This is a genomic window from Streptomyces sp. NPDC096012 (genome assembly GCF_040426375.1).
In the GTDB taxonomy this organism is placed as follows: Bacteria; Actinomycetota; Actinomycetes; order Streptomycetales; family Streptomycetaceae; genus Streptomyces.
In genome coordinates this window covers 54,261-79,300 of the sequence record NZ_JBEOTD010000011.1, presented here as the reverse complement: position 1 = coordinate 79,300, position 25,040 = coordinate 54,261, and the positions used below count along the sequence as shown (strand labels likewise).

General features: G+C 71.7%; 27 protein-coding genes. 2 read left to right on the top strand and 25 right to left on the bottom strand.

The window, feature by feature from the left end; all coding sequences use genetic code 11:
- Positions 1 to 53: 53 nt before the first annotated feature.
- The 7 genes from ABVB68_RS14065 to rpsB form a co-directional block, all read right to left on the bottom strand.
- The gene (locus tag ABVB68_RS14065; protein ID WP_353601308.1) at positions 54 to 848 is read right to left on the bottom strand and encodes an SDR family NAD(P)-dependent oxidoreductase; all 795 of its coding nucleotides are present in this window, start codon (positions 846 to 848) and stop codon (positions 54 to 56) included.
- Between the two features lie 21 nt (positions 849 to 869).
- Positions 870 to 2,336: a cytochrome P450 gene (locus ABVB68_RS14060; protein WP_353601307.1), complete on the bottom strand. Its 1,467-nt coding sequence runs from the start codon at positions 2,334 to 2,336 to the stop codon at positions 870 to 872.
- A gap of 362 nt (positions 2,337 to 2,698) precedes the next feature.
- A complete protein-coding gene (locus tag ABVB68_RS14055) occupies positions 2,699 to 3,835 on the bottom strand; it encodes a phosphatidate cytidylyltransferase (protein WP_353601306.1) in 1,137 nt (378 codons plus the stop codon).
- Positions 3,835 to 4,392, bottom strand: a complete 558-nt coding sequence (frr, locus tag ABVB68_RS14050) for a ribosome recycling factor (protein WP_353601305.1) — start codon at positions 4,390 to 4,392, stop codon at positions 3,835 to 3,837. The genes ABVB68_RS14055 and frr overlap by 1 nt, the downstream gene beginning before the upstream one ends.
- A gap of 181 nt (positions 4,393 to 4,573) precedes the next feature.
- Positions 4,574 to 5,332, bottom strand: a complete 759-nt coding sequence (gene pyrH / locus ABVB68_RS14045; RefSeq protein ID WP_353601304.1) for a UMP kinase — start codon at positions 5,330 to 5,332, stop codon at positions 4,574 to 4,576.
- A 203-nt stretch (positions 5,333 to 5,535) separates the two neighbouring features.
- The gene (gene tsf, locus ABVB68_RS14040; RefSeq protein ID WP_353601303.1) at positions 5,536 to 6,372 is read right to left on the bottom strand and encodes a translation elongation factor Ts; all 837 of its coding nucleotides are present in this window, start codon (positions 6,370 to 6,372) and stop codon (positions 5,536 to 5,538) included.
- Positions 6,373 to 6,545: 173 nt separating this feature from the next.
- Positions 6,546 to 7,463 carry a 30S ribosomal protein S2 gene (gene rpsB / locus ABVB68_RS14035; protein WP_353601302.1) on the bottom strand — a complete coding sequence of 306 codons (918 nt, stop codon included), beginning with the start codon at positions 7,461 to 7,463 and terminating at the stop codon, positions 6,546 to 6,548.
- Positions 7,464 to 7,737: 274 nt separating this feature from the next.
- On the opposite strand from rpsB, the gene ABVB68_RS14030 reads away from it, so the two are divergent.
- Positions 7,738 to 8,316, top strand: coding sequence for a peptidoglycan DD-metalloendopeptidase family protein (locus tag ABVB68_RS14030; protein WP_353601301.1), 579 nt, complete (start codon positions 7,738 to 7,740; stop codon positions 8,314 to 8,316).
- Between the two features lie 212 nt (positions 8,317 to 8,528).
- Here the strand turns inward: ABVB68_RS14030 and ABVB68_RS14025 are convergent, their stop codons facing one another.
- The 17 genes from ABVB68_RS14025 to ABVB68_RS13945 form a co-directional block, all read right to left on the bottom strand.
- Positions 8,529 to 9,086: a TetR/AcrR family transcriptional regulator gene (locus tag ABVB68_RS14025; RefSeq protein WP_353601386.1), complete on the bottom strand. Its 558-nt coding sequence runs from the start codon at positions 9,084 to 9,086 to the stop codon at positions 8,529 to 8,531.
- Positions 9,087 to 9,150: 64 nt separating this feature from the next.
- The gene (gene whiG, locus ABVB68_RS14020) at positions 9,151 to 9,993 is read right to left on the bottom strand and encodes an RNA polymerase sigma factor WhiG (protein ID WP_353601300.1); all 843 of its coding nucleotides are present in this window, start codon (positions 9,991 to 9,993) and stop codon (positions 9,151 to 9,153) included.
- Between the two features lie 322 nt (positions 9,994 to 10,315).
- Positions 10,316 to 11,446: a DNA-processing protein DprA gene (gene dprA / locus ABVB68_RS14015; RefSeq protein WP_353601385.1), complete on the bottom strand. Its 1,131-nt coding sequence runs from the start codon at positions 11,444 to 11,446 to the stop codon at positions 10,316 to 10,318.
- A 175-nt stretch (positions 11,447 to 11,621) separates the two neighbouring features.
- The gene (locus tag ABVB68_RS14010; protein ID WP_353601299.1) at positions 11,622 to 13,232 is read right to left on the bottom strand and encodes a YifB family Mg chelatase-like AAA ATPase; all 1,611 of its coding nucleotides are present in this window, start codon (positions 13,230 to 13,232) and stop codon (positions 11,622 to 11,624) included.
- Entirely contained in the window at positions 13,233 to 13,598 is a 366-nt protein-coding gene (locus tag ABVB68_RS14005; RefSeq protein ID WP_353601298.1) for a YraN family protein, read from the bottom strand.
- A 109-nt stretch (positions 13,599 to 13,707) separates the two neighbouring features.
- The gene (locus ABVB68_RS14000; RefSeq protein ID WP_014675276.1) at positions 13,708 to 14,016 is read right to left on the bottom strand and encodes a DUF2469 domain-containing protein; all 309 of its coding nucleotides are present in this window, start codon (positions 14,014 to 14,016) and stop codon (positions 13,708 to 13,710) included.
- 56 nt (positions 14,017 to 14,072) lie between these two features.
- The gene (locus ABVB68_RS13995; RefSeq protein ID WP_353601297.1) at positions 14,073 to 14,597 is read right to left on the bottom strand and encodes an NUDIX hydrolase; all 525 of its coding nucleotides are present in this window, start codon (positions 14,595 to 14,597) and stop codon (positions 14,073 to 14,075) included.
- The gene (gene lepB / locus ABVB68_RS13990; protein ID WP_353601296.1) at positions 14,587 to 15,363 is read right to left on the bottom strand and encodes a signal peptidase I; all 777 of its coding nucleotides are present in this window, start codon (positions 15,361 to 15,363) and stop codon (positions 14,587 to 14,589) included. The genes ABVB68_RS13995 and lepB (ABVB68_RS13990) overlap by 11 nt, the downstream gene beginning before the upstream one ends.
- A 156-nt stretch (positions 15,364 to 15,519) precedes the next feature.
- Entirely contained in the window at positions 15,520 to 16,533 is a 1,014-nt protein-coding gene (lepB, locus tag ABVB68_RS13985; RefSeq protein WP_353601295.1) for a signal peptidase I, read from the bottom strand.
- Complete coding sequence (gene lepB, locus ABVB68_RS13980; protein WP_353601294.1) at positions 16,421 to 17,518, bottom strand: signal peptidase I; 1,098 nt, start codon at positions 17,516 to 17,518, stop codon at positions 16,421 to 16,423. The genes lepB (ABVB68_RS13985) and lepB (ABVB68_RS13980) overlap by 113 nt, the downstream gene beginning before the upstream one ends.
- Entirely contained in the window at positions 17,511 to 18,212 is a 702-nt protein-coding gene (lepB, locus tag ABVB68_RS13975; protein WP_353601293.1) for a signal peptidase I, read from the bottom strand. Before lepB (ABVB68_RS13975) ends, lepB (ABVB68_RS13980) begins: the two co-directional genes overlap by 8 nt.
- A 45-nt stretch (positions 18,213 to 18,257) precedes the next feature.
- Positions 18,258 to 18,608 carry a 50S ribosomal protein L19 gene (gene rplS / locus ABVB68_RS13970; RefSeq protein ID WP_353601292.1) on the bottom strand — a complete coding sequence of 117 codons (351 nt, stop codon included), beginning with the start codon at positions 18,606 to 18,608 and terminating at the stop codon, positions 18,258 to 18,260.
- Positions 18,609 to 18,743: 135 nt separating this feature from the next.
- The gene (gene trmD, locus ABVB68_RS13965) at positions 18,744 to 19,577 is read right to left on the bottom strand and encodes a tRNA (guanosine(37)-N1)-methyltransferase TrmD (protein WP_353601291.1); all 834 of its coding nucleotides are present in this window, start codon (positions 19,575 to 19,577) and stop codon (positions 18,744 to 18,746) included.
- A complete protein-coding gene (gene rimM, locus ABVB68_RS13960; RefSeq protein ID WP_353601290.1) occupies positions 19,574 to 20,119 on the bottom strand; it encodes a ribosome maturation factor RimM in 546 nt (181 codons plus the stop codon). Before rimM ends, trmD begins: the two co-directional genes overlap by 4 nt.
- Positions 20,120 to 20,201: 82 nt before the next feature.
- The gene (locus tag ABVB68_RS13955) at positions 20,202 to 20,441 is read right to left on the bottom strand and encodes an RNA-binding protein (protein WP_005479813.1); all 240 of its coding nucleotides are present in this window, start codon (positions 20,439 to 20,441) and stop codon (positions 20,202 to 20,204) included.
- Between the two features lie 5 nt (positions 20,442 to 20,446).
- Positions 20,447 to 20,866 (bottom strand): 30S ribosomal protein S16, encoded by a 420-nt coding sequence (gene rpsP / locus ABVB68_RS13950; protein WP_353601289.1) that lies wholly within the window; start codon positions 20,864 to 20,866, stop codon positions 20,447 to 20,449.
- A 304-nt stretch (positions 20,867 to 21,170) separates the two neighbouring features.
- Complete coding sequence (locus tag ABVB68_RS13945) at positions 21,171 to 21,767, bottom strand: hypothetical protein (RefSeq protein WP_353601288.1); 597 nt, start codon at positions 21,765 to 21,767, stop codon at positions 21,171 to 21,173.
- A 525-nt stretch (positions 21,768 to 22,292) separates the two neighbouring features.
- Between ABVB68_RS13945 and ABVB68_RS13940 the strand changes: the two genes are divergently transcribed.
- Positions 22,293 to 23,159: an SAM-dependent methyltransferase gene (locus ABVB68_RS13940; protein ID WP_353601287.1), complete on the top strand. Its 867-nt coding sequence runs from the start codon at positions 22,293 to 22,295 to the stop codon at positions 23,157 to 23,159.
- Between the two features lie 252 nt (positions 23,160 to 23,411).
- Here the strand turns inward: ABVB68_RS13940 and ffh are convergent, their stop codons facing one another.
- Complete coding sequence (gene ffh, locus ABVB68_RS13935; RefSeq protein WP_353601286.1) at positions 23,412 to 24,962, bottom strand: signal recognition particle protein; 1,551 nt, start codon at positions 24,960 to 24,962, stop codon at positions 23,412 to 23,414.
- Between the last annotated feature and the right edge of the window lie 78 nt (positions 24,963 to 25,040).

Sequence of the window (25,040 nt, the reverse complement as noted above, 5' to 3'; positions counted from 1 at the left end):
GGCAGGTTTGTGGGCGATCGGCACGGCTGTGTACCGCTCCGCTGCGGAACCGTTCAGAGCGTCTTGATCTGGCCGCCGTCGATCGTGAACTCGGCTCCCGTGATGTTGCCGGCGCGGGGTGAGGCGAGGAACAGGGCCAGGTCGGCGACTTCGCGGGGTTCGGTGACCCGCCCGGTGGAGATGCCCATGTCCCGCGGGACGAGCACATCCATGGCCTCCTGCGCGGTGGTGCCGGCCTGGGCGGCGGTGGCATCGGCGAAGCCGCCCGGAGCGGTCCAGAAGGGGGTGCGGACCGGTCCCGGGGCGATCGCGTTGACCCGGACACCGCGCGGGGCGAACTCCTCCGACAGCGACTTGGTCAGACTGGTCAGCCCGGCCTTGGCCGCGGAGTAGTCCACGACCGCGGGGAACGGCAGGCGCGCGTTCACGGAGCTGATGTTGATGATCGCACCCCCGTCCGCCGCCAGCAGGTGGGGAATCGCCGCGCGGCCGGCCCGGACCGCGCTGAACAGCGTCAGGTCGAAGATCCGTCGCCACTCGGCGTCGTCGATGTCGAGGAAGCTCGGGCGGAAGGTCGCGGCACCCAGGTTGTTGACCAGGATGTCGAGCCGGCCGCACCGCTTGACCGCCTCCCGCACCAGCGCGTCCGCCCCGTCCGCCGCGGACAGGTCGACCGGGACCGCGATGACGCCGTGGCTCGCGCCGAGCGCTTCGAGCTCGGGGGTGACGCTCCGGCTGCCCGCGACGACTCGGACGCCCTCACGGGCGAAGGCGTCGGCGATGGCGAGGCCGATGCCCTTGCTCGCCCCGGTGACCACGGCGACCTTGTCGGTGAGCTGGAGGTCCATGGCATTCCTCTTCCGGTCTTGTCACCAGGTGACGGGCAGGGTCCTGGGGCCGCGGATCAGGCCGTTGCGCTGGAACTCGACCTTGTCGGGCGGAACGGCCAGCCGGATGCCGGGGAACCGGGCGAGCACGGTCGAGATGATCACCTCGGCCTCCATGCGGGCCATGATGGCGGCCAGGCAGTGGTGCGGGCCGTACCCGAAGGCCAGGTGGGCCCGTTGCTCGCGGTCGAAGTCCAGGGCGTCGGGGTCGGGGAAGACCTCGGGGTCGCGGTTGGCGGAGACGTAGGCGTTGTAGACGACCTCGCCGGCCCTGATCAGCCGGCCGCCGACCTCGACGTCCTCCGTGGCGACGCGCGGGATGCCGACGCCGTTGCGGTGCGGGACATAGCGGAACAGCTCGTCCACCGCCCGGGGCAGCAACTCCGGCTCGCGGCGCAGCCGGTCCATCTGCCCGGGGTGGGTGAGCAGCGCGTACATCATGGAGCCGCTGTTGTTGCGGACCGCGTGACCGCCGCTGACCTGGATGGCGGTGGCGAGCGAGATCGCCTCGTCGTCGGTGATCTCGCCCGCCCCGGCGGCCTGCGCCAGCACTCCGGCGAGGTCCTCGCGGGGCTCCGCGCGGCGGCGCTGGAGCAGTTCGACGATGCGGGCCCGGGTGGCCCCGGCGGCCTCCCTGGCGCGCTCCTCGGACTCGGTGCCCGCGGACAGCAGGGCCTCGCCCGTCGCCGCCCAGCGATGCCAGTCCTTCTCCTCCACGCCGAGGAAGTCGCGGACCACGGCGACCGGGAAAGGCCCGTGCAGGTGCTCCATGAGGTCGGCCGGTGCGCCCGCGCGTTCCATGGCGTCGAGCAGTTCGGTGGCCCTGCGCTCGGCCAGCGGCCGCAGCCGCCGCATGCTCTTGCCGGTGAAGGCACGGGCGACGACCCGGCGCAGCCGGGTGTGCCGGGGCGGGTCGATGTACTGCAGGCCCGCCGTCTGCGAGGCCACGGGCACCGGGCGCATGGTGGTGACGTCGCGGCCGACGACCTGTTCCCGGGAGAAGCGGGGGTCGGAGGTGACGAAGCGGACGTCCTCGTACCGGGTCACCAGCCAGGCGTGGCCTTCGCCGTACGGCAGCTTGATCCGGGTGACCGGCTCGTCCCGCAGCATCTCGTCCAGGAACGGATCGGGCTCCAGCGCGGGCAGATCGTCGACGGCCCAGAACCGCACCGGCGGCGAACCGGCGCCGGCGGCCGGGCCGGGCGGGGTGACGGCGGGGCTGAGCGGCGAAACGGCAGGGCAGGACGCGGCTGCGGTGGCCGACTGGGCCGCGGCCGGGCCGGGCGGAGTGGCCGACTGGGCCGCGGCCGGGCCGGGCCGGGCTACGGCCGGCTCCGGCGAGGCGACCGCCGACTCCGCCGGGGCCCCGGCCGAGTCCCGCTGGCCTGCAGTTGAGCCCGGCTCGGTGGCGGCCGGGTCTGACGGGGCCGGGGTGGGTTCGAGGGGCATGGGCACACTCCCTGCGGCGTCAGAGGCGGCTGAGGACACGCCGTCCTCTCAGGGAGTCTGTCGCCGACCCGCCGGCCCGGCGATTTCTGCTGCGGCATCCGGGGCCGGGCCCGGATCGCCGGGCCGGGCCGACGGCACGGCAACGGCCCCCGCCCGGTGTTCAGGACGGGGGCCGGGAGCCAAGCCGGTGGCTCCGTGGCTCGATGGCCGGAGGACAGCCCTCGTTGCCGGAGGGCAGCCCTCGTTGCCGGAGTGCAGCCTTACTGCCGGAGCGCGGCCCTCGTTGCCGGAGCGGAGCGCAGCCCTCACTGCCGGAGTGCGGCCTTACCGCCGAAGTGCGGCCCTCGTTCAGCCGTCAGCCGTCAGCCGCCGCCGACGAAGAGCACCATCAGCAGCCAGACCACCGGTGCCGTGGGCAGCAGCGAGTCCAGGCGGTCCATGATGCCGCCGTGGCCGGGCAGCAAGGTACCCATGTCCTTGATGCCCAGGTCCCGCTTGATCATGGACTCGCCGAGGTCGCCCAGGGTGGCGCTGGCCGCGACCGCGAGACCCAGCAGCAGGCCCTGCCACCAGGTGCCGCCCTCGATCAGGAAATGCATGCACAGTGCGCCCGCGACCATGGCGAACAGCACCGCGCCCAGCAGTCCCTCGCGGGTCTTGCCGGGGCTGATGCGGGGGGCGAGCTTGTGCTTGCCGAAGCGCCAGCCGACCGCGTAGGCCCCGGTGTCGCTGACGACCGTCAGCAGCAGGAAGGTGAGGACCCGCCAGGAGCCGTCGTCGGCGGTGAGCATGAGCGCGACGAACGTGGCCAGGAAGGGCACGTAGAACGCCGCGAAGACGCCGGCCGTGACGTCCTTGAGGTAGCCCTCCGGTGGTTCCGTCATACGCCAGGCCAGCACGGCGAGGGCGGTGAGGGCCATGGCGACCCACGCGCCCTCGGGCCCGCGCACGTAACCCGCGACCACCATGGCCGCACCGCCGACCGCGAGCGGCACGAGCGGCGCCTTGATGGCCTTGCGCTCCTGCAGCCTGCTGGTCAGCTCCCACAGGCCGACGACGACGGCGATCGCGATCACACCGACGAACACGGCCTTGACGATGAACAGCGACGCGATGATCACCACGCCGAGCCCGACGCCGACCCCTATGGCCGCGCTCAGGTCACGGCCGGCGCTCTTCTTCTTCGGCGCCGGCGGCGGCTGGGGGGCGTCGGGCATGGGCTCCGGATTCTGGCTGTCGGCCGGGACCGGCCGGTGCTGGAAGGTCTCGTCGCGGAAGAGGGGGCCACCCAGCCGAGCGGTCCCCCGCTCGTCGTCCTGGTCTCCGCCGTACGCGGGAACGTCGGGCACGATGGGCACGGGGCGAGTCTGCTGCGCCTGCGGCGCATCGTGCGCGGGACCCGCCGGGGCGGCCCCCTGGGCAGGCCGGACCGGCCCGCCCTCGCTGGAGCCCCAGTACCCGGCCTGCCCCACCGGCGGCCCCCAGGAAGAGTCGCTCATCAGACTTCGAGCAGCTCCGCTTCCTTGTGCTTGAGAAGCTCGTCCACCTGGGCGACGTACTTCGCCGTCAGGTCGTCGAGTTCCTTCTCCGCACGGCGGCCCTCGTCCTCACCGATGTCGCCGTCCTTGATCGCCTTGTCGATGGCGTCCTTGGCCTTGCGGCGCACGGAGCGGATGGACACCTTGGAGTCCTCGCCCTTGCCCTTGGCGACCTTGATGTACTCGCGGCGGCGCTCCTCGGTCAGCTCGGGGAACACCACACGGATGATGTTGCCGTCGTTGCTGGGGTTGACGCCCAGGTCGGAGTCGCGGATCGCCTGCTCGATGTTGCGCAGAGCGCTCTTGTCGAAGGGCGTGACGACCGCCATGCGCGGTTCCGGCACCGAGAACGAGGCCAGCTGGTTGATCGGCGTCAGGGCACCGTAGTAGTCGGCCACGATCTTGTTGAACATCGCCGGGTGCGCACGGCCGGTGCGGATCGCGGCGAAGTCCTCCTTGGCGACCAGGACGGCCTTCTCCATCTTCTCCTCGGCCTCGAGGAGGGTCTCTTCGATCACCACTTGCTCCTGCGTGTCTTGAGTGAGGCCCGGCTGCGGTTCCTGAAGTCGGGCGGCGGCCGGCTGCGTCGCGTCTGCTTCCTGCACGGTTCCCGACCGGCAGGACATTGTCCATCCCCCGGTCAGGGCGCGTCCCGTCCGTCGGACAGGTGGTGCACCCCGGGCGACGGGGGTGTGCCGGTCAGTCCCGGCTGCCCTGGTCGCCCACCAGCGTGCCGATCTTCTCACCCTTGACGGCACGGGCGATATTGCCCTCCGCGAGGAGTTCGAAGACGAGGATCGGGAGCTTGTTGTCACGGCACAGCGTGATGGCGGTGGCATCGGCGACCTTGAGGTCGCGGGTGATGACTTCGCCGTAGCCGAGAGCGTCGAACTTGACGGCGTCCGGGTTGGTCTTGGGGTCGGAGTCGTAGACCCCGTCCACGCCGTTCTTACCCATGAGCAGCGCCTCGGCGTCGATTTCCAGGGCGCGCTGGGCGGCGGTGGTGTCGGTGGAGAAGTACGGCATGCCCATACCGGCGCCGAAGATGACCACGCGCCCCTTCTCCAGGTGGCGCACGGCGCGCAGCGGGATGTACGGCTCGGCGACCTGGCCCATGGTGATGGCGGTCTGCACCCGGCTGTCGATGCCCTCCTTCTCCAGGAAGTCCTGGAGAGCGAGGCAGTTCATCACGGTGCCGAGCATGCCCATGTAGTCGGAGCGAGCGCGGTCCATGCCGCGCTGCTGGAGTTCGGCGCCGCGGAAGAAGTTGCCGCCGCCGATGACGACCGCGACCTGCGCGCCGTCGCGGACGACGGCCGCGATCTCGCGGGCGATCTTGTGCACCACGTCCGGGTCCACGCCCAGGCCGCCGCCACCGGCGAAGGCCTCTCCGGACAGCTTCAGCAGAAACCGGCCGTTCACTTTGCCGTCGTCGCTCTTGTCGGCCTTGGTGGTCATGGGAATCCCGCCTCTTTCACGTGTTGCACATACGAAGAAGGCCATTGCCGATGGGGTCGTTTTTCGCTCCCATGCGCGGCAATGGCCTCCTCGTCAGATCTGCTGCCGTCCGCCACACGCCCGGGTGTGGCGGTGTGCGCGGACGACTGCTGTCGACCCTATCGAGTTTTCTCGCCGGGTCGCGCGTCGATCGCGGTACGGACTCAGATGCCGACCTTGATGCGCGAGAAGCGCTTCAGGGTGACACCGGCCTCGTCCAGCACCTTCTGGACCGACTTCTTGTTGTCCAGCGCGTACGGCTGGCCGAGCAGCGTGGCGTCCTTGAAGAAGCCGTTGAGGCGACCCTCGACGATCTTGGCGATCGCGGCCTCGGGCTTGCCCTCGGCGCGGGTGGTCTCCTCGGCGACGCGACGCTCGGTCTCGACGACCTCGGCCGGGACGTCCTCGCGGGAGAGGTACTTCGGCGCGAAGGCGGCGATGTGCTGGGCGACGCCCTTGGCGACCTCGGCGTTGGGCTTGTCGAACTCGACCAGGACACCGATCTGCGGGGGCAGGTCGGGCATGGTGCGGTGCATGTAGGCGGTGACGTAGCCGTCGGTGAACTGCGCGAAGCGGTCCAGGACGATCTTCTCGCCGAGGTTGGCGTTGGCCTCGTCCACGAACGCCTGGACGGTCTTGCCGGCCTCGATCTCGGAGGCAAGCAGCGCCTCGAGGTCGGCCGGAACCGTCTGCGCGACGTGCTGGGCGATGGCGTTGGCCACGGCCTGGAACTTCTCGCCCTTGGCGACGAAGTCCGTCTCGCACTTCAGCTCGACGATGACGCCGGAGGAGTTGTCGTCGGCGATGACGGAGACCACGGCGCCGTTCTCGGCCGAGCGGCCCTCGCGCTTGGCGACGCCCTTCTGGCCCTTGATGCGCAGCGCCTCGACGGCCTTGTCGACGTTGCCCTCGGCCTCGTCCAGCGCCTTCTTGCAGTCCATCATGCCGGCGCCCGTGAGCTCACGGAGCTTCTTGACGTCGGCGGCGGTGTAGTTCGCCATGAGTCTGTGAGTCTTTCTCGAAGTCTGGGAGATCTTCTGATCCGCACGGTCCGTGATCCACATGTAGTCGCGGACCGCGGACGACGTGCCGACCTACGGGTGAACAGCGGGGGCGGACTTCACGGCGCCGAAGGCGCTCGATCGGGGTACCGCCCCCGCCGTCGACGCTGACGTCAGGCCTGCTCGCCCTCGGCGGCCTTCTCCTCGGCCGGAGCGGCCTCGGCGGCCGGAGCAGCCTCGGTGGCCTCGGCGGCCGGAGCGGCCTCGGTGGCCGGAGCAGCCTCGGTGGCGGCCTCGGCGGCCGGGGCCTCGTCCTTCTTCTCACCCTCGAGCAGGTCGCGCTCCCACTCGGCGAGCGGCTCGCCGGCGGCCTTCTCGCCCTTGTCACCGGTGGCGACACCGGAACGGGAGATGAGGCCCTCGGCGACGGCGTCGGCGATCACGCGGGTGAGCAGGGTGACGGAGCGGATGGCGTCGTCGTTGCCCGGGATCTTGTAGTCGACCTCGTCGGGGTCGCAGTTGGTGTCGAGGATCGCGACGACCGGGATGTTCAGCTTCCGGGCCTCACCAACGGCGATGTGCTCCTTCTTGGTGTCCACGATCCAGACGGCGCTGGGCACCTTCTGCATCTCGCGGATACCACCGAGGGTCTTCTCCAGCTTGGCCTTCTCGCGCGAGAGCACGAGAAGCTCCTTCTTGGTCAGACCGGACGCGGCGACGTCCTCGAAGTCGATCTGCTCGAGCTCCTTCAGGCGCTGCAGGCGCTTGTAGACGGTCGAGAAGTTGGTGAGCATGCCGCCCAGCCAGCGCTGGTTGACGTAGGGCATGCCGACGCGGGTGGCCTGCTCGGCGATGGCCTCCTGCGCCTGCTTCTTCGTGCCGACGAACATGACCGTGCCGCCGTGGGCGACGGTCTCCTTGACGAACTCGTAGGCGCGGTCGATGTACGACAGCGACTGGAGCAGGTCGATGATGTAGATGCCGTTGCGCTCGGTGAAGATGAAGCGCTTCATCTTCGGGTTCCAGCGACGGGTCTGGTGACCGAAGTGGACGCCGCTCTCCAGCAGCTCCCGCATCGTGACGACGGCCATGGCCGTATCTCCTTGGTTTTCTCGGTTGTGCCGCGCCCGCCGGACGGCGGTCGCGCCTGACGCCCGCGACGCGCCGTGCCACGAAGGACCGAGGGGCGCTTGGTACGAACCGTTGCCGGGTGCCGTACCGGGGCGTGCGAAGTCGACCCGGTGACCCGGATCGCCAGAAGAAGTGTACGGGACCGGCGGGGCACCGGGTGACGCCGCTGTCCACAACCGGGGAGTGGTCCACAGGGTCCGGCCGTGATCGGCGGGAGTCGGGGACGGTGTTCGCATGCGACGAGCGATGCGATGTGTGGTCTTGTGGGCGGCTTCGCTGCTCGGCTCGGTGACGGCCGCCCTGTCCCCTTCGGCCTGGGCGGACCCACCGGTCCCCGCGCCCCGGGCGCCCGGGGCTCCGGTCCCGGCCGTGGGCCGCGCCTGGCCGGTGGGGATCCGGCCGCCGGTGGTACGGGGCTGGGAGCCGCCGGCGACGGTGTACGGCCCCGGTCACCGGGGCGTGGATCTGGCGGCGCCGGCCGGCTCCGCGGTCCGAGCGGTCGCGGCCGGCCGGGTCTCCTTCGCGGGCCCGGTGGCGGGGCACGGCGTGGTGTCCGTCGAGCTGGCGGGGACGGATCTGCGGACCACGTACGAGCCGGTGCGGCCGTCGGTGCGGAAGGGGGCGGAGGTGGCGGCGGGAGGAGTGGTGGGCCGTCTGGAACCGGGCTCGCACTGCGGGACGACGGCGTGCGTGCACTGGGGCCTGCTCAGAGGCGCGGCCTACCTGGATCCGCTGTCCCTGCTGCCGCCGTGGCTCCTGCGCACGGGACCGTCGAGACTGCTGCCGGTCCTGGACGTGCCACCGCCCGGGTGACCACGGACGGCCCGCAGAGCCGGTGCCCCGGCCGACCCTGACCCGGCCCGCCCCACGGGACCCCGGTCACCACGGCCGGCGCCGCACACCTGCAAGCCGTGCTCTCAGCCCCGCAGCCCCACGATCGCCGCGAACCGGCGCCACACACCTGAAGCCGTGCCCTTGGCCCCGAAGGCCCCTACGGTCGCCGCCGCACACCTGAAGCCGTGCTCTCAGCCCCGCACGCCTCGCAGGGCCATGGTCACCGCGGCGTCCGTCACCGCGGCGGGGTCCTCGGCCGCGCCCAGCTCGATCCGCCGGACCGCCGCGTCCACGACCCCCTGCAGCAGCATCGCCGCCAGCCGGGGCTGCTCGTGCCCCATCTCCCCCAGCGCTTCGGCGATCATCGCGACCAGCCCGCCGTGGGCCGCCCGGATCTTCTCGCGCGCGCCCGCGTCCAGCTCGCTCGCGGAGATGGCGACGACCGCCCGGTGCCGCCGGTCCCCGACCAGCGCGAGTTGCCGCCGCACGTACGCCTCGACCTTGCCCTCGGGCGAGTCCGCGCGTTCCATGGCCGAGGCCACCTCCGCCGCCCACAGCGGGAAGTCGGCCTCGCACAGCTCCTCGACCACGGCGGCCCGGGAGCGGAAGTACTCGTACACGGACGACCGCGCCAGCCCTGTCCGCTCGGCCAGCGCGGGGAAGGTCAGCGCCTCCGTCCCGCCCTCGGACAGCAGAGACCGAGCCGCGTCCAGCAGGGCGGCTCGCTGCATCGACCGGTGCTCGGCCACGGAGGCCGCTCGAATCCTTGGCACGCCGACCACTTTACGGACACGCCACCCCGGAAGGGAGGACTCAGCGCCCGAAGCTCGCCAGCTTGGCCCGCAGCTGGAGCACCGACTTGGTGTGGATCTGGCTGACCCGGCTCTCGGTGACGCCGAGCACGTTGCCGATCTCGGCGAGCGTGAGCCCCTCGTAGTAGTACAGCGTGACCACGGTCTTCTCCCGCTCGGGCAGCGTGTTGATGGCCCGCGCGAGGAACCGCCGCAGCTCCCGGTCCTCGGCCACCTCCACCGGGTTGTCGGCGGCGGTGTCCTCCAGCGTGTCCATCAGGCTGAGCCGGTCGCCGCCCTCGCCGCCCACGTGCAGCAGCTCCTCCAGGGCGACCACGTTGGCCAGCGACAGCTGGCTGAACACGGCGTGCAGATCGTCGACCTCCATGCCCAGCTCACCGGCGACCTCCCCCTCGGTCGGGGTGCGTCTGAGCCGGGCCTCCAGCGTGGCGTAGGCGCGCTCGACGTTGCGTGCCTTCTGGCGGACCGAGCGGGGGATCCAGTCCAGCGCCCGCAGCTCGTCGATCATCGCGCCGCGGATCCGGGTGATCGCGTACGTCTCGAACTTGATCTCCCGGTCGACGTCGAACTTCTCGATCGCGTCGATCAGCCCGAAGACGCCGGAGGAGACGAAGTCCGCCTGCTCCACGTTGGGCGGCAGGCCGACGCTCACCCGGCCCGCCACGTACTTCACGAGCGGCGAGTAGTGCAGGATCAGCTGCTCGCGCAGCCGGTCGTCCCCCGTCGCCTTGTACGACCGCCACAGCTCGTCGAGCGTCGAGGGAGCGGGCGGCCGCACGCTGCCACCGTCGCGGGCGGCTGGGGGGATCGCCGCCCGGTCGGACCCGGAGGTGTGCTGGGGCATTCGTCGCCTTGTGCCGTTCTGCCGTGAAGTGCTGTGAAGTGCCGTGAAGCGGTGGAGGGTGGGACGTGTGGAAGGGAATGGGCTGCCTGGGTGAGCTGTCGGTCTCATGACGAGTTGGCGCGTTCTGCGCGCCCACCTTCGTGAGCGTAGCGTGACTGAGGTGTCGCGGTGTGCGAACAGCGAGGCGCCACTCGTGAGCGGGGCATCCCCCTCGGACCCGTGACCGCATCCCCGGGATCGCTCTGCGTGAACGGCCGGAGGGGTCAACTCCGGGTAAACGCAAGGGCGTCGGGGAATCCCCCGGACGGCCGAACACCCTCGGTCAACACGGGTGCCGACCGCTCCGGACCGAGATCATCGCCTGGCGTGTCAACTTCCAGCCATCGCCGTGTCGTTCGACGTAACCAACTGCTCGGAGTTCGTACAGTCTCGCGATCGCCTCGTCCCGTGTGGTCCGCGCCTCGAGCGCGATCTCCTCGGCGCCTGCCGCACGGTCGCCCGGCAGTGCGGCGAGAACGCTCCGGGCGGCCGGTGCCAGCAGGTCGCGGGGCAGGACGGGCCCGCGCCGGGGCGGGGCCAGTTCACCCATGTCGCCGACCAGCTCGACGACTTCCGTGGCGTCCGTGACCAGGGTGGCCTCGCCCCGCAGCAGTTCGTGCACGCCGGCCGACAGGGCGCTGGTGACGGGCCCGGGCACGCCCATGGTGAACCGGCCGAGGCGCTGCGCGGCCCGCGCCGTGGCCAGCGAGCCGCTGCGGCCTGCGGCCTCCACGACGACGGTGCCGCGGGTCAGCGCCGCGATGACCCGGTTGCGGAGGATGAAGCGGCTCGGTGTCGGGTGGTCGCCCGGCGGCAATTCGCCCACGACCAGTCCCTGTTCCGCGATCCTGTCGATCAACGCGGCGTGGCCGCGCGGGTAGGGGCGGTCGACGCCGCAGGCGAGGACGGCGACGGTGGCTCCATGGGCGGCGAGGGCACCGCGGTGGGCGGCGCCGTCGACTCCGTACGCTCCGCCCGAGACCACCACCCATCCCTGCTCGGCGAGACCCGCGGCGAGGGTGGCGGCCACGTGGGTGCCGTACTCGGTGCAGGCCCGGGCGCCCACCACGGCGACCGATCGGAGCGCCCACATGCGCAGGCTCGGCCACCCGCGCACCCAGAGTCCGACGGGCCGGGCGTCCCCGAGGTCATCGAGCTGCCCGGGCCACTCGGCGTCCCCCGGCCGCACGAACCGGGCACCGGCCGCCGCGGCCGCCGCGAGGTCCCGCGCCGGATCCGCCTGTGCGGCGCGCGCGACGAGTCCGGCCCACCGCACCCCGCTCACGCCGGGCAACGGCTCCCGGCCGGCGCGCAGCCGCCGCACCACCTCCCCCACGCCGAACTCCCGCACCCACCGCCCGCCGAACTCGTCCCCCGGCTCCAGCACCCGCCCCAGGAAGACCCGTCCGAACACATCCCCGCCCGGGTCGCCGCCGGTCGCGCCGGGTCCGGCCGGCGTCGTCGGCCCGCTCGTCACGCCGCGCCTCCTCGTGCGGTGGCATCGGCCGGCACGGCCGGGTGCGCCCGGCGCCGGCCCGGACACGGCCCGCTCGGGCCGGGCCGTGGGGTACGGCTCGGCGCCCCGGCCCTCATGTGCCGGTCCGTTCCAGGACCGCACCGCGGCGGACGCCGGTGCGCAGTTCCAGGGCCCGGTTCACGTCGTTGGCCGAGGGCCGGTCGCGGCCGCCGAGGTCGGCGAGGGTCCAGGCGACGCGCAGGACCCGGTCGAAACCCCGGGCGGTGAGCAGGCCCCGGTCGAGGTCCTCCTCGGCCTTGGCGAGGGCCCCGGACCGCACGTGCCAGCGGGTGCGCAGTTCGTGGCCCGGCACCTCGCTGTTGGTCCGCCAGGGCAGCCCTTCGAAGCGCCGGGCGGCTCGCTCCCGGGCGAGCCGGACCCGGTCGGCCACGACGGCCGTGGTCTCGCCGCCGGTGTGCAGCCGGAGCAGCTCGGCCCTGGCGACCGGCTCCACGGTGACCCGCAGGTCCACCCGGTCCATCAGGGGACCGGACAGCCGGGCGCGGTAGCGCTTGATCGAGGACGGGCGGCACTCGCAGATGTCGTCGCCCCTGCCGTGGCGGCCGCACGGGCACGGGTTGGCGGCCAGGACCATCAGGAACCTGGCCGGCATCCGCAGCATCCCCGCGGCCCGGGCGATCACGACATGGCCGGATTCCAGCGGCTGGCGCAGTGCGTCGAGCACGCTGCCGTGGAACTCGGCCGCCTCGTCGAGGAAGAGCACGCCGTGGTGGGCCAGGGACACCGCGCCGGGCCGCGGCAGCCCGTTCCCACCGCCGACGAGGGAGGCCATGGTCGCCGAGTGGTGCGGTGCGCAGTACGGGGGCCGGTCGACCAGGGGATGGCCGGGAGGCAGGAGCCCCGCCACCGAGTGGACGGCGGTGACCTCCAGCGACTCCTCCCTCCTCAGCTCGGGCAGGAGGCCGGACAGCCGTTCGGCCAGCATGGTCTTGCCGGCGCCGGGCGGGCCCTTGAGGAACAGGTGGTGCCGGCCCGCCGCCGCCACCTCCAGCGCGGCCCTGGCCAGCGGCTGACCGGCGACGTCGGCGAGATCGGGGGCGTGCGACGCGCTCGCGGGACCGGTGCCCAGCCCCGTCCCGGGCAGTGCCAGGCCCGCCAGGTAGGGGTCGGGGCGGATCTCTCCGGGCACGGGGTCCTCGTCGGGGACCGGTTCCTCGGCGAGGACGGCGATGAGCTGGCGCAGGCTGCGCACGCCGAGCACCGAGACGCCGGGCACCAGGGACGCCTCCGGTACCGCGCACTCCGGCACCACCACCTGTTCGTAGCCCGCGTCCGCCGCGGCCAGGACCGCCGGCAGGATGCCCCGCACCGGTCGCACCCGGCCGTCCAGTCCCAGCTCGCCGATCATGACGATGTCGGCGAGCACCTGGGGGTCGATCCGCTCGGCCGCGCCGAGGACGGCCGCGGCGACGGCCAGGTCGAAGCCGCTGCCGCTCTTGGGCACGGATGCCGGGCTGAGGCCGACGGTGAGCTTCTTCGAGGGCCAGGCCGCCCCCGAGTTGACCACCGCCGCCCGGACCCGGTCGCGGCTCTCGGTCAGGCTCTTGTCCGGCAGGCCGACCAGGGTGAAGGTCGCGACGCCGGGTTCGAGGTCGGCCTGGACCTCGACCACCACCCCCTCGACGCCCACCAGGGCCACCGAGCACGTACGGGCGAATCCCATTCAGGCCACCCCCCGGGCGTGCTCGACGCACGGAGCGCCCCGGCGGGGCAGGAGGACGCCGATCAGGTCGATGCGGACGCCTCCGGGTGGCGCTCCCCCGTGGGCGTGGATCCAGTGCCGGGCCAGGCTCCGCAGGCGTTCGGCCTTCTCAGGGGTGATCGCGGCCATCGGATGCTCGTAGGAGCCGCCCCTGCGGGTCTTGACCTCGCAGACGACCAGCGCGTCGCCCTCGCGCGCCACGATGTCGATCTCGCCGGACCGTCCGCAGCGCCAGTTGCGCTCCAGGACCGTCATTCCGGACTGGACCAGCCGCCGCGCGGCCAGGTCCTCGCCGTACCTGCCGAGTGCCCTGCGTGCCTTGCTCATGTCGGCACCACCTCCGGCGCCAACGGTCACGCATCCCGCCCACCACGTGTTGATCTTGGTGGACTACTCGGTGGTTGTGGAGAACCCCGTCATCCGAACGGGGAGACGATCATCCGCCCGGGAGTTCCAGGTCGCTCTTGTTCAGCTCTTCGATGTTCACGTCCTTGAAGGTGAGGACGCGGACCTGCTTGACGAAGCGAGCCGGCCGGTACATGTCCCACACCCAGGCGTCGGCCATGGTCACCTCGAAGAACACCTCGCCCTGGACCGAGTGCACCTGCATCTCGTAGTCGTTGGTGAGGTAGAAGCGCCGTTCCGTCTCGATCACGTATTTGAACAGACCGACGACGTCTCGGTACTCCCGGTAGAGCTTCAGCTCCATCTCGGTCTCGTACTTCTCGAGGTCCTCGGCGCTCATGGCATGTTCCCCTTCAGCCGTGCGATCCCCCCATTGTGCGCCAGTCCGGTGGGCCCTCAGACGATTTCCGTGTCGAGGGTCACGGGCGTGGCCGGGGGACCTTCGTCGAGCAGCCGCTGCAGCAGCCCGGCGAGTCTGGTCGGATACACCGTCTCATGTGCCCGGGTCAGTTCCCGACACGTCCACCAGCGCGCTCCGGCGACGCTGCGCCGTTCCAGCTCCGTCAGGCCGGTCGCGGCGGTGGCCGTCTGGGTCGTACGGGCCAGGTAGTACCACTCGTCCTGGTCCCAGCGGCGGCCCGCGAACGGGAAGGAGCACCTGCGCCGCCACAGCACGGGGCCGAGGGCGACGTCGGTGATGCCGGTCTCCTCGGCGAGTTCCCGCAGCGCGGCCTCCTCGCGCGTCTCGGCGCCCTCCAGACCACCGCCGGGGGTGAACCACCAGTCGTCGGCCGGGTCGTCGGGCTCATGGCCGTGCAGGAGCAGGATCCGGTCCTCCGGATCGAGGAGGACCACCCGGGCCACCTTGCGCAGGCCGCCCGGGAACGACTCCGCGCCCGCCCGGGTGGGCTCAGCGGGCACCGGCCGGCCCCGGCCGGGTCCGGGCGCGGCCCAGGCGCGCCGCGATCGGGCCGTACGCACCGCCGACGAGGACCAGGACGGTGCCGGCGGCGATCATCAGCTCGATCGTGCGCAGCGGGCCGGGGCTCGACAGGGCGCCGAGGGACTCGAAGCCGGTGGGGCGCTGGAGCATGCCGTTCCAGGGCCAGACCACGGCGTCCACGCGGGCGGAGACGGCGTCGCGGGCGACGGTGCCCCGGGCCGCGTCCGTGAGGTGGGCGGTGGAGTCCAGGGAGCCCTGGCGTTCGTCGCCGAGCAGGAACAGCCGGCCCTCGGGGACGGTCACGCTGGGGAAGTCCGTGATCTCGGCGAGGCTGCCCTTGGGCAGGTACGGCTCGTCGATCTCCTTGCCGTTGACGGTCAGCTTGCCGTCGGTGCAGCAGGCGACCTTGTCGCCGCCGACCGCGACCACGCGCTTGACCACCTTGGCGTTGCTGACCCACGCCTTGTCCTCGAAGACGACCACGTCACCACGACGCACCTCGGCACCGTCGACGCGCTGGGCGAGCACGCGGTCGCCGGCGTCGATGGTCGGGGTCATGGAGCTGGTCGGCACCGTGTACGGCCGGTAGATCAGCGCCGCCCACCCGAAGCCGCCGAGGAACAGCACCAGACCCAGCGCCACGGCCAGCCCGGACAACCGCTGGCCGATCCGGCTGCCGCCGCCCTGTGCCGTGCCTGTGCCGCCGCTGCGCGGGGCCGTACGCGTCGTGCTCTCGCCACCCATGGACCCGCACCCTACCCGGCGGTACCCGGGCGGGCCCACCCCCCCGTGGGACGGCTCCGGCGGCCGCCCCCGCACACCCGTGGGCCCCCGCCGGACCGGCCGGTGCTCAGGGCACGGCGGACCGGGCGGGGGCCCACGGGGGGCGCGGTGGGCGGACTACCGCTCTCCGGAGGTCGCCTTCTGTCCGGTCGTGGAGCGGAGCCGGTCCGCCCGCCTGCGCCGCCACACGACCACCGGCAGGACCGCCGCGACGGCCACGCCCTCGGGGGCGACCGTCAGGGACGCGGAGGCGGCGGACTGCCGGTCGAGGCCGGGCTGGTCGAAGGTGTCGGGGATCGGCAGGGTGCCCCAGCGGTTGATCGGCCAGGCCTTGACGATGGCGCGGCCGACGACCTTGTCGACGGGGACCATGCCGTGGTTCTTGTCGGACTGGTTGTAGCGCGAGTCGCGGGAGTTCTGGCGGTGGTCGCCCATGACCCAGATGAAGCCCTCGGGCACCTTGACCTTGAACTGGCCGCCCAGTTCGTCGTCGGTGCACGGCGTGTTGCCGGGGTAGACGTAGGGCTCGTTCAGCGCCTTGCCGTTGACCGTCAGCGGGCCGTCGCCCTTGCACTGGACCGTGTCGCCGCCGACGCCGATGACCCGCTTGATCAGGTCCTTCTCCTCGGCGGACGGCATCAGGCCGATCCAGCTGAGCACCTTCTGCACGGCGTTCGGGTTGGGCGCGGGCTCACCGGCCAGCCAGTTGTCCGGGTCGTGGAAGACGACGACCTCGCCGCGCTCGGGCTCGGAGCCGAACCACGGGGTCAGCTTGTCGACCAGGACGCGGTCGCCCTGCTGCAGGGTGTTCTGCATCGAGTCGGACGGGATCGAGAACGCCTGCACCAGGAACGTCTTGATCAGCAGCGCCAGGACCAGCGCGATCAAGATCAGGATCGGCAGTTCCTTCCAGAACGAGCGCGGCTTGGCCGGCCGGGCCCGGGGCTCGTCCGTGCCCACGGCCGCGGTGCCGGACCGCTGCTCGTCCCGCGGCGGGCCGTCGTCGCCCGGCGCCGGGTCATTCCCGGAGGTCATGGCGCCTTCCGGTACCGGGGCGTTGCCTTCCACGGGGTGCCCGCGGTGCTCCTCGCCGTCGTGTCCCGAACGTGCGCCAACCGCCACATCCCCCACGCCATCTCCTTACTCCGTGCCGCCGCCTGCTCCGGATACGACGCAGGCCCACCACTCCCATAACGAGCGGGAGTTCCGCAGGGGTCGGGAGTCGGGTCAGTCCGTTCTGATCCTCGGGGACAACCCTATGCGACGGCTGGGGGCCCGCGGTCGCCCCGGACACGGAGTCGGTGACGCTTGCGAAGGTTTTAGGTTCCTCCAGACGCGTCCAGTGGCCGACCGGCCACCCGATGATCATGGCCCGGCCGACCACCGAGTCCTCGGAGACCGTGCCGCCGTAGGGCGTGTCCTGGTGGAAGCGGGAGTCCGCGGAGTTGCCGCGGTGGTCGCCCATCACCCACAGCCGGCCCCGGGGGACGGTGATGTCGAAGGGCGTCGCGGAGGGGGCGTCCCCCGGGTAGATGTAGGGGCCCTCGGTGAGCGGAACGCCGTTGACGGTGACCCGGCCCTGCGCGTCGCAGCACTTGACGTGGTCGCCGCCGACCCCGATGACCCGCTTGATCAGGTCCTTCTCGTTGTCGGAGGGCAGCAGGCCGATGAAGGTGAGGCCTTCCTTGAGCTGCTTCACGACGATCGGGTCCTTCTTCTTCGCGGTCTGCTCGTCGGCCAGCCAGCCACCGGGGTCGTGGAAGACGACCACGTCCCCGCGCTGCGGCTCGGAGCCGAACCACGGGGTGAACTTGTCGACCAGCACGCGGTCGCCGATCCGGATCGTCTGCTCCATGGAACCGGAGGGGATCACGAACGCCTGGACCAGGAAGGTCTTCAGCACCAGCGCTATGAGGACCGCGACACCGACCAGGAGCGGGATCTCCCGCACGGCCGAGCGGCGCCGCTTGCGCTTGACCTTGCGCTGCAGTTTGCGGCGCTCCGCGCGCGTGCGGCCGCCGCCGGGCGTGGGCGTGGCGGTGCGGCGGGAGCCGGTGGGTAGCAGGTCGTCGGCGGGCGTGCTGGGCACCCCGCGCGGTTTGCCGCGGTTACCCATGGGCGGCCTCGCCGGGGGCGGCGGGCACGCGCGCGTAGGCGGACGGCCGCGTCAGGTGGGTCCAGTGCCCGTAGGGCCAGACGATCCAGTCGGCCCGGCCGATCACGTCACCCGTGGGGATCATGCCGCCGCCGGGCGAGCCGAGGTGGTCGCGGGAGTCGCTGGAGTCGCCGCGGTGGTCGCCGAGGACGAAGAGGCGGCCCGGGGGCACGGCGACGTCGAAGGGCACCCCGGAGGCGCTGTCCCCGGGGTAGAGGAACGATGTCTCGTCGACCGGCCGGCCGTTCACCTCGATCCTCGCCTCCTTGTCACAGCAGACCACATGGTCTCCCCCCACCCCCACAACGCGCTTGACGTAGTCCGCGTCCCCGAAATACCCGGTGCCGTCGAACACAATCACGTCCCCGCGGCGTGGCCGGGCACCGAAACGGTACGCCAACTTGTTTACGAGAACGCGGTCCCCGATCCTCAGTCCCTGTTGCATGGATCCGCTCGGAATCTGGAACGGCTGCACCACGAAAGCGTTGAGAAGGAGCAAAAACGCCAGGCAGACGAAGAGGGTGAGGGTGATCCGGCCGCCCGGCAGCCACTGGGCGGCCCGTGCCGCCAACGCGAAACGCGACCGGCCCTCCGTCCCCGGGGAGTCCGGGTGGGAGGAGCGGTCGCGTTCTGTCGGCTGTGCTTCGGTGTCCATCGGAGCCAGATGTTATCCGGCCCCGCCGCGACGCCGGGGAGGCGCTCAGCTCTCGCGCTTCTCCTTGATCTTCGCGGCCTTGCCGCGCAGGTCACGGAGGTAGTACAGCTTGGCGCGGCGCACGTCACCACGGGTGACGAGCTCGATCTTCTCGACGATCGGGGTGTGCACCGGGAAGGTGCGCTCGACGCCGACGGAGAACGAGACCTTGCGGACCGTGAAGGTCTCGCGGACACCGGAGCCCTGGCGGCGGATCACGACGCCCTTGAACTGCTGCACACGGGAGCGGTTGCCCTCGATGACGCGGACGTGGACGTTGACGGTGTCACCCGGGCGGAAGGCCGGGACGTCACTGCGCAGCGACGCGGAGTCGACGGTGTCGAGCAGGTGAGACATTTCGTCTGCTTTCTTCGCTGATGCCACAGGTCATCAACGGTAACTAGGTGTATGTGAGGTCTGCCGCGCGGATCGGGGCGGGCGTCGTGTCCCCCTGTGGCAGGGGCGCGCGCCGGACGGACGCACAACAGCGGCCTATTCTTCCACGCCCTCGGCCCGGCGCCAAAATCGGCCGTGGTGCTCCGCCCCGGGGTCCGGTTCCCAGCCCAGGATGGAGAGCATCTCGCGGTCCTTCTTGTCGAAGGCCTTGGGGTCGCAGCGCTCGATCAGATCGGGCCGGTTGGCCGTCGTACGCCTGAGGGCCTCGTCGCGGCGCCAGCGGGCGATCTTCCCGTGATGGCCGCTGAGCAGGACGTCGGGGATGTCCCGGCCGCGCCACTGGGGCGGCTTGGTGTAGACGGGGCCTTCCAGGAGGTTGGCCATCGCACCCGGCGCGAAGGAGTCGTCGCGGTGGGACTCGGCGTTGCCGAGGACGCCGGGCAGCAGCCGGGCGACGGCCTCGGTGATGACGAGCACGGCCGCCTCGCCGCCGGCGAGGACGTAGTCGCCGATGGAGACCTCGTGGACGGGCATGCGGGTCGCGTACTCGTCCGTCACGCGCCGGTCGATGCCCTCGTAGCGGGCCGGGGTGAAGATCAGCCACGGGCACCCGGACAGCTCGACGGCCAGTTCCTGGGTGAAGGGGCGGCCGCTCGGGGTGGGCACGATCAGGGCGGGGGCCCGGTTGCCGGCCTCGTAGCCGTCGGCGAGGACGGTGTCCAGGGCGTCGCCCCAGGGCTCGGTCTTCATGACCATGCCGGGGCCGCCGCCGTACGGCGTGTCGTCGACCGTGTTGTGCCGGTCGTACGTCCAGCCGCGCAGGTCGTGGACGTGCACGTCCAGCCGGCCACGCGCGCGTGCCTTGCCGACGAGGGAGACGTTCAGCGGCTCCAGGTACTCGGGGAAGATCGTGACGACGTCGAGCCTCATTCGCCGTCGTCCCTGGACGAGGCGATCTCGGCCTGGTCGTCGATCAGGCCGGGCGGGGGCGCGATGACCGCCTTCTGCTCCGTCAGGTCGATGTCGGTGACGATCTCCCCCACGAAGGGGATCATCACCTCGCTGCCGTCCGGGCGCTCCACGATGAACAGGTCCTGCGAGGGCAGGTGCGAGATCTCCGTGATCCGGCCGACCTGAGTGCCGTCCTCGGTGACCACGTCGAGGTCGATGAGCTGATGGTCGTAGTACTCGTCATCGCCCTCGGGAAGTTCCTCGGGGTCGATCTCGGCGATCAGCAGGGTGTTGCGCAGGGCCTCCGCGCCGTTGCGGTCGCCGACGCCCTCGAAGCGCAGGAGCAGCCGGCCGCTGTGCACACGGCCGGTGGCGATGGTGAGGGGCCCGGCAGCGGCCGGGTCGGTGGCCAGGACGGCGCCCGGGGCGAGCCGCAGCTCGGGCTCGTCCGTACGTACCTCGACGGTGACCTCGCCCTTGATGCCGTGGGCGCGGCCGATCCGTGCGACTACCAGCTGCACGTGTCCAAATCTCCTGTCGTACGACTGCGGGCCGGGGACGGCCCAGTGGCCCTCCCCGGCCCGAGCCGGTTGCGATGAAGCGTCAGCGGACGTGGTCCACGTCGACGAGGTCGACACGGACACCGCGGCCGCCGATGGCGCCCACGACGGTACGCAGGGCCCGCGCGGTGCGGCCGTTGCGGCCGATCACCTTGCCGAGGTCGTCGGGGTGCACCCGGACCTCCAGCACGCGCCCGCGGCGCAGGTCGCGCGAGGCGACCTGCACATCGTCAGGGTTGTCGACGATGCCCTTCACGAGGTGCTCAAGCGCCTCTTCGAGCATGGTGCTCAGGCCTCGGTCGACTCGGACTCAGCCGCGGCCTCGTCCTTCTTCTCAGCCTTCTTCTTCTGGGTGATGGCCTCACCCTTGCCCTCGTCTTCACCGCCGAGAGCCTCGAACGACGGACGCGTCGACTTCGGCTCGGCGACGAGCAGCGGCGCCGGGGCGGGCTCGCCCTTGAACTTCTGCCAGTCGCCGGTCTTCTTGAGGATGGCGAGAACCGGCTCGGTCGGCTGCGCGCCGACACCCAGCCAGTACGCCACGCGCTCGGCGTCCACCTCCATGACCGACGGGTTGTAGGTCGGGTGGTACTTGCCGATCTCCTCGATGGCCCGGCCGTCACGGCGGGTACGGGAGTCGGCGACGACGATGCGGTAGTGAGGCGAACGGATCTTGCCCAGACGCTTCAGCTTGATCTTGACTGCCACGGGAGTGGGTTCTCCTGGAATTGACGTGGGTGGGCACGGCGAGCTGCCGCGTGGGGTTGCGGTACCCGAGTGCCCGATGGACGCGTCAGCCGGAGGAGAGAGGGGTCCTATGCGGCTGTCGAGTACAGCTGACCATTGTGCCACACGCGGTGGGGCCCTTTCGGCCGCGGGCGGCGCGGGGACGTTCGGGCATGCCTGCGGGGCACCCGGCGCGGAGGTGACCGTACGTCGGGTGCGCCGCCCGGCGCCGCGAAGCCGCCGACCGGTCCGGCACCCACGAGATGCCGGTTTCCGGCGGCCCCGCCTACGCCGCTCCCACGATCTCCGGGATGCGGAACGGCTTGCCGCAGCCGCCGCACACGATCGGGGCCTGGGCCAGGACCGACGGGACCACCCGGACGTTGCGGCCGCAGTCGCAGACCGCCTTGACCCGGACGCCACCGCCGGAGGACCCGTGCCGGGCGGCCGGGCCGCGGAAGGTGCGGGAGGTGTCCGAGGAGGTGGCCGCCGTGTGGGCCTTCAGCGCTCGCTGCAGCCGTTCGATGGTCGGGCGGTACCGGCGCTTGGCCTCGGGGTTGAGCGTGACCAGCGAGAAGCCGCTGCTCGGGTGCGGCTCCTCGGGGTGGTCGAGGCCCAGCTCCTCGGCGATCGCGAGGAAACGACGGTTGTGGTAGCGGCCGGCCCGGGAGGTGTCGCGGACGCCGCGGGCGGCCGCGATGCCGTGGACTGCCTCATGGAGCAGCCGCTCGAAGGAGAGCTCGTGTCCGCACGCGGACGACGACTCTCCGATCAGGGACTCTGGCGCGGCAAGGTCCGGCAGTTCGGGGTGGTGCCGCTGAATGTCGGCCCACGCCTGTGCCAGCTCTGCGGCGAGAACAGGTGGTGTCTGTGTCGTGCTCACGTAATGACAACGAGCGTGGGTGCCGCTGTGTTCCTATTCCGGGGCATCCCAAATAATTTGCACGTACCCGTCAGTTGGCACTGATGCGTCCTGACGAGGGCGGGTGCGCTGATCTGCGGAGAAGCCTCACAGCTCATACCAAGCTGGTGCGTAGTCGGCGGTACGACCGGTGTGTAGTACGCGCGTGCGACCGCGGGCTCCGGATACGCAAGGCGGGTTTCGGCCGCACTGGGTGCGGAGCCTCGTCCTGATCAGCGTCCGTGACGGTCGTGACGTTACCGCGCCGCGTCCACGGCCCCTCGCACCGGCCCGTTCGCCTGGAGCGGTCACCGTAGGGCCGTCCAGATTGCCGGGACGTGAAATCTCGCCACACTGACGTCCGGGCCCCAAACCGGGCCCCACGACCCCTGGACGGCACCGCGAGCCGGGAGTTACCTGGCATACGTGGGAAGTGCGGCGCGCACGGCACGGGGGCCACGCAACCGGGCACAGCGGCGAACTGTCGGCGGATTGGGGCGCTTACCTATGACACCTACGCTCGTGCGGCAGCACCGGCCTCATGCGGACTCCACACCCCGCGTGGACCGGCGCGCACGCGCGCGTGACTGGTCGGAGATCCAGGAACGGATGCTGGTCCCGCTCTACGAAGCGGTCTACGAACGGCTCGAAGTGGGCCCCGGCACCAGGCTGCTCGGGCTGCGCTGCGGCGCCGGGCTCGCGCTGCTGCTGGCGGCATCCAGAGGGGCGGCCGCGGTGACCGGCGTCGACTCCTCCCCCGAACGGCTCGCCCTCGCGCGCGAGCGCCTGCTCCCGGACGCCCGGCGCGGGGCCCACGGCGTACACGGGCGTACGGCCGTGACGCTCGTGAGCGGCCGGCCCGGGGACGCGGCCGACGCGGAGACGGCCGCGTACACCCTGGTGACCGTCTTCGAGCCGGCCGGCTGCTTCGCCGGTGACGCCGAGGGGCTGGACGAGCAGCTCGCGGCCGCGCTGCCGCGGGCCGGGCGCGGGGCCGCCGTGGTGCTGGCCGGCTGGGGGCCACCGGAGCGCTGCGCCACCTCCTCGGTGCTGCGGGCGGCCGCGAAACCGGCAGATCCGCTGCGCGGGCACAGCTGGCGTCCGGCCCGGCGGGACGATCTGGAGGACGTCGCCCGGCGGGCCGGGCTGAAACCGGACGGCTCGGGCCGGGTCGCCTGCCCGTTCGGCTACGCCGACCTCGACAGCGCGGTGCGCGGACTGCTCTCCACCGGACTGTTCGATGCGGCGATCGCGGCGACCGACGCCAAGCAGATCGACAAGGAGCTGACGGAGGCCCTGCACGTTCACCGGCGCGAGGACGGCACCGTGTGGATGCCGAACGTCTTCCGCTACCTCATAGCGCGCGTGCCGTAGGCGGGACCGGCCCCGGGGCGGGCTTGGGCGATCCGGACCCCGGACGGAGGACCGGGCCCTGGGCGATCCGGACGCCGGCCGCTCCTCACGCCGGGCGATCCTCACGCCCCCGGTCCCCACGACAGCCGGTCCTCACGCCAGGCCGACCCGACCAGAGGCGGGCCGGACCTGACGCGGACCGGACCAGAGGCGGACCGGACCAGAGGCGGACCGGCTCAGCTCGCGCCGCGACCCGCGCCGTGGCGGGCCGGCTCAGCCCATGAACTTCTTGAACTCGTCCGGCAGCTCGAAGTCCTCGCCGCCCTGCTGCGGCAGCCCGAAGGCGCCTCCGCTCTGTGCGGCGGCCTCGCGGCGCTGGGCCTCCTCCAGCTCCTGCTGCTTGCGCTTCATCGGGTTGCCGGAGCGCTGCTTGCCCTTGGCCTTCTTCGGCTGCTTCTTGGTCCGGCCGGGGCCGCCGCCCATGCCCGGGATGCCCGGCATACCCGGCATGCCGCCGCCCTGAGCCATGCGCGACATCATCTTGCGGGCCTCGAAGAACCGCTCGACGAGGTTCTTGACGGCGCTGACGTCGACACCCGAACCCTTGGCGATACGGGCGCGGCGGGAGCCGTTGATGATCGTCGGGTCCTGGCGCTCGACCGGGGTCATCGACTTGATGATCGCGGCGGTGCGGTCCACGTCCCGCTCGTCCAGGTTGTTGATCTGGTCCTTGATCTGCCCCATGCCCGGCAGCATGCCGAGCAGCTTGGAGATCGACCCCATCTTCCTGACCTGCTCCATCTGGGACAGGAAGTCGTCCAGGGTGAACTCCTGGCCCTTCTTGGACGCCAGCTTGGAGGCCATTTTCTGGGCCTCTTCCTGGCTGAAGGTCTTCTCCGCCTGCTCGATCAGGGTGAGCAGGTCACCCATGTCGAGGATGCGGGAGGCCATCCGGTCGGGGTGGAAGGCGTCGAAGTCGTCCAGCTTCTCGCCGTTCGACGCGAACATGATCGGCTTGCCGGTGATCTGCCGGATGGACAGGGCCGCACCACCGCGGGCGTCACCGTCGAGCTTGGAGAGCACCACGCCGTCGAAGCCGACGCCGTCGCGGAAGGCCTCGGCGGTGTTGACCGCGTCCTGACCGATCATCGCGTCGACGACGAAGAGGATCTCGTCCGGGGAGACGGCGTCGCGGATGTCCGCGGCCTGCTGCATCATCTCCTGGTCGATGCCGAGCCGGCCGGCGGTGTCCACGATCACGATGTCGTGCACCTTGGACCGCGCGTGGTCGATGGAGTCCTTGGCGACCTTCACCGGGTCGCCGACGCCGTTGCCCGGCTCCGGCGCGTAGACGGAGACGCCCGCGCGCTCGGCGACGACGCTCAGCTGGTTGACGGCGTTCGGACGCTGGAGGTCGGCCGCGACCAGCAGCGGGGAGTGGCCCTGCTCCTTCAGCCACCGGCCGAGCTTGCCCGCGAGGGTGGTCTTACCGGCACCCTGCAGACCCGCGAGCATGATCACGGTGGGCGGCTGCTTGGCGAAGCGCAGGCGCCGGGTCTCACCGCCCAGGATGGTCACGAGCTCGTCGTTGACGATCTTCAGGACCTGCTGGGCGGGGTTGAGGGCCTTGGAGACCTCGGCGCCGAGCGCGCGCTCCTTCAGGTTCTTGATGAACGTGCGGACGACGGGCAGCGCCACGTCGGCCTCGAGGAGCGCGATACGGATCTCGCGGGCGGTGGCGTCGATGTCCGCCTCGCTCAGACGCCCCTTGCCACGCAGGTTCTTGAAGGTCGCTGAGAGGCGGTCGGAGAGAGTATCGAACACGGCGGCGTCGGTCCTCGGAGTCGGGGGCAGGGTGAGCGGCTTCCAGGGTATCCGGCCGCGCAAGACAATCGTCCCCAC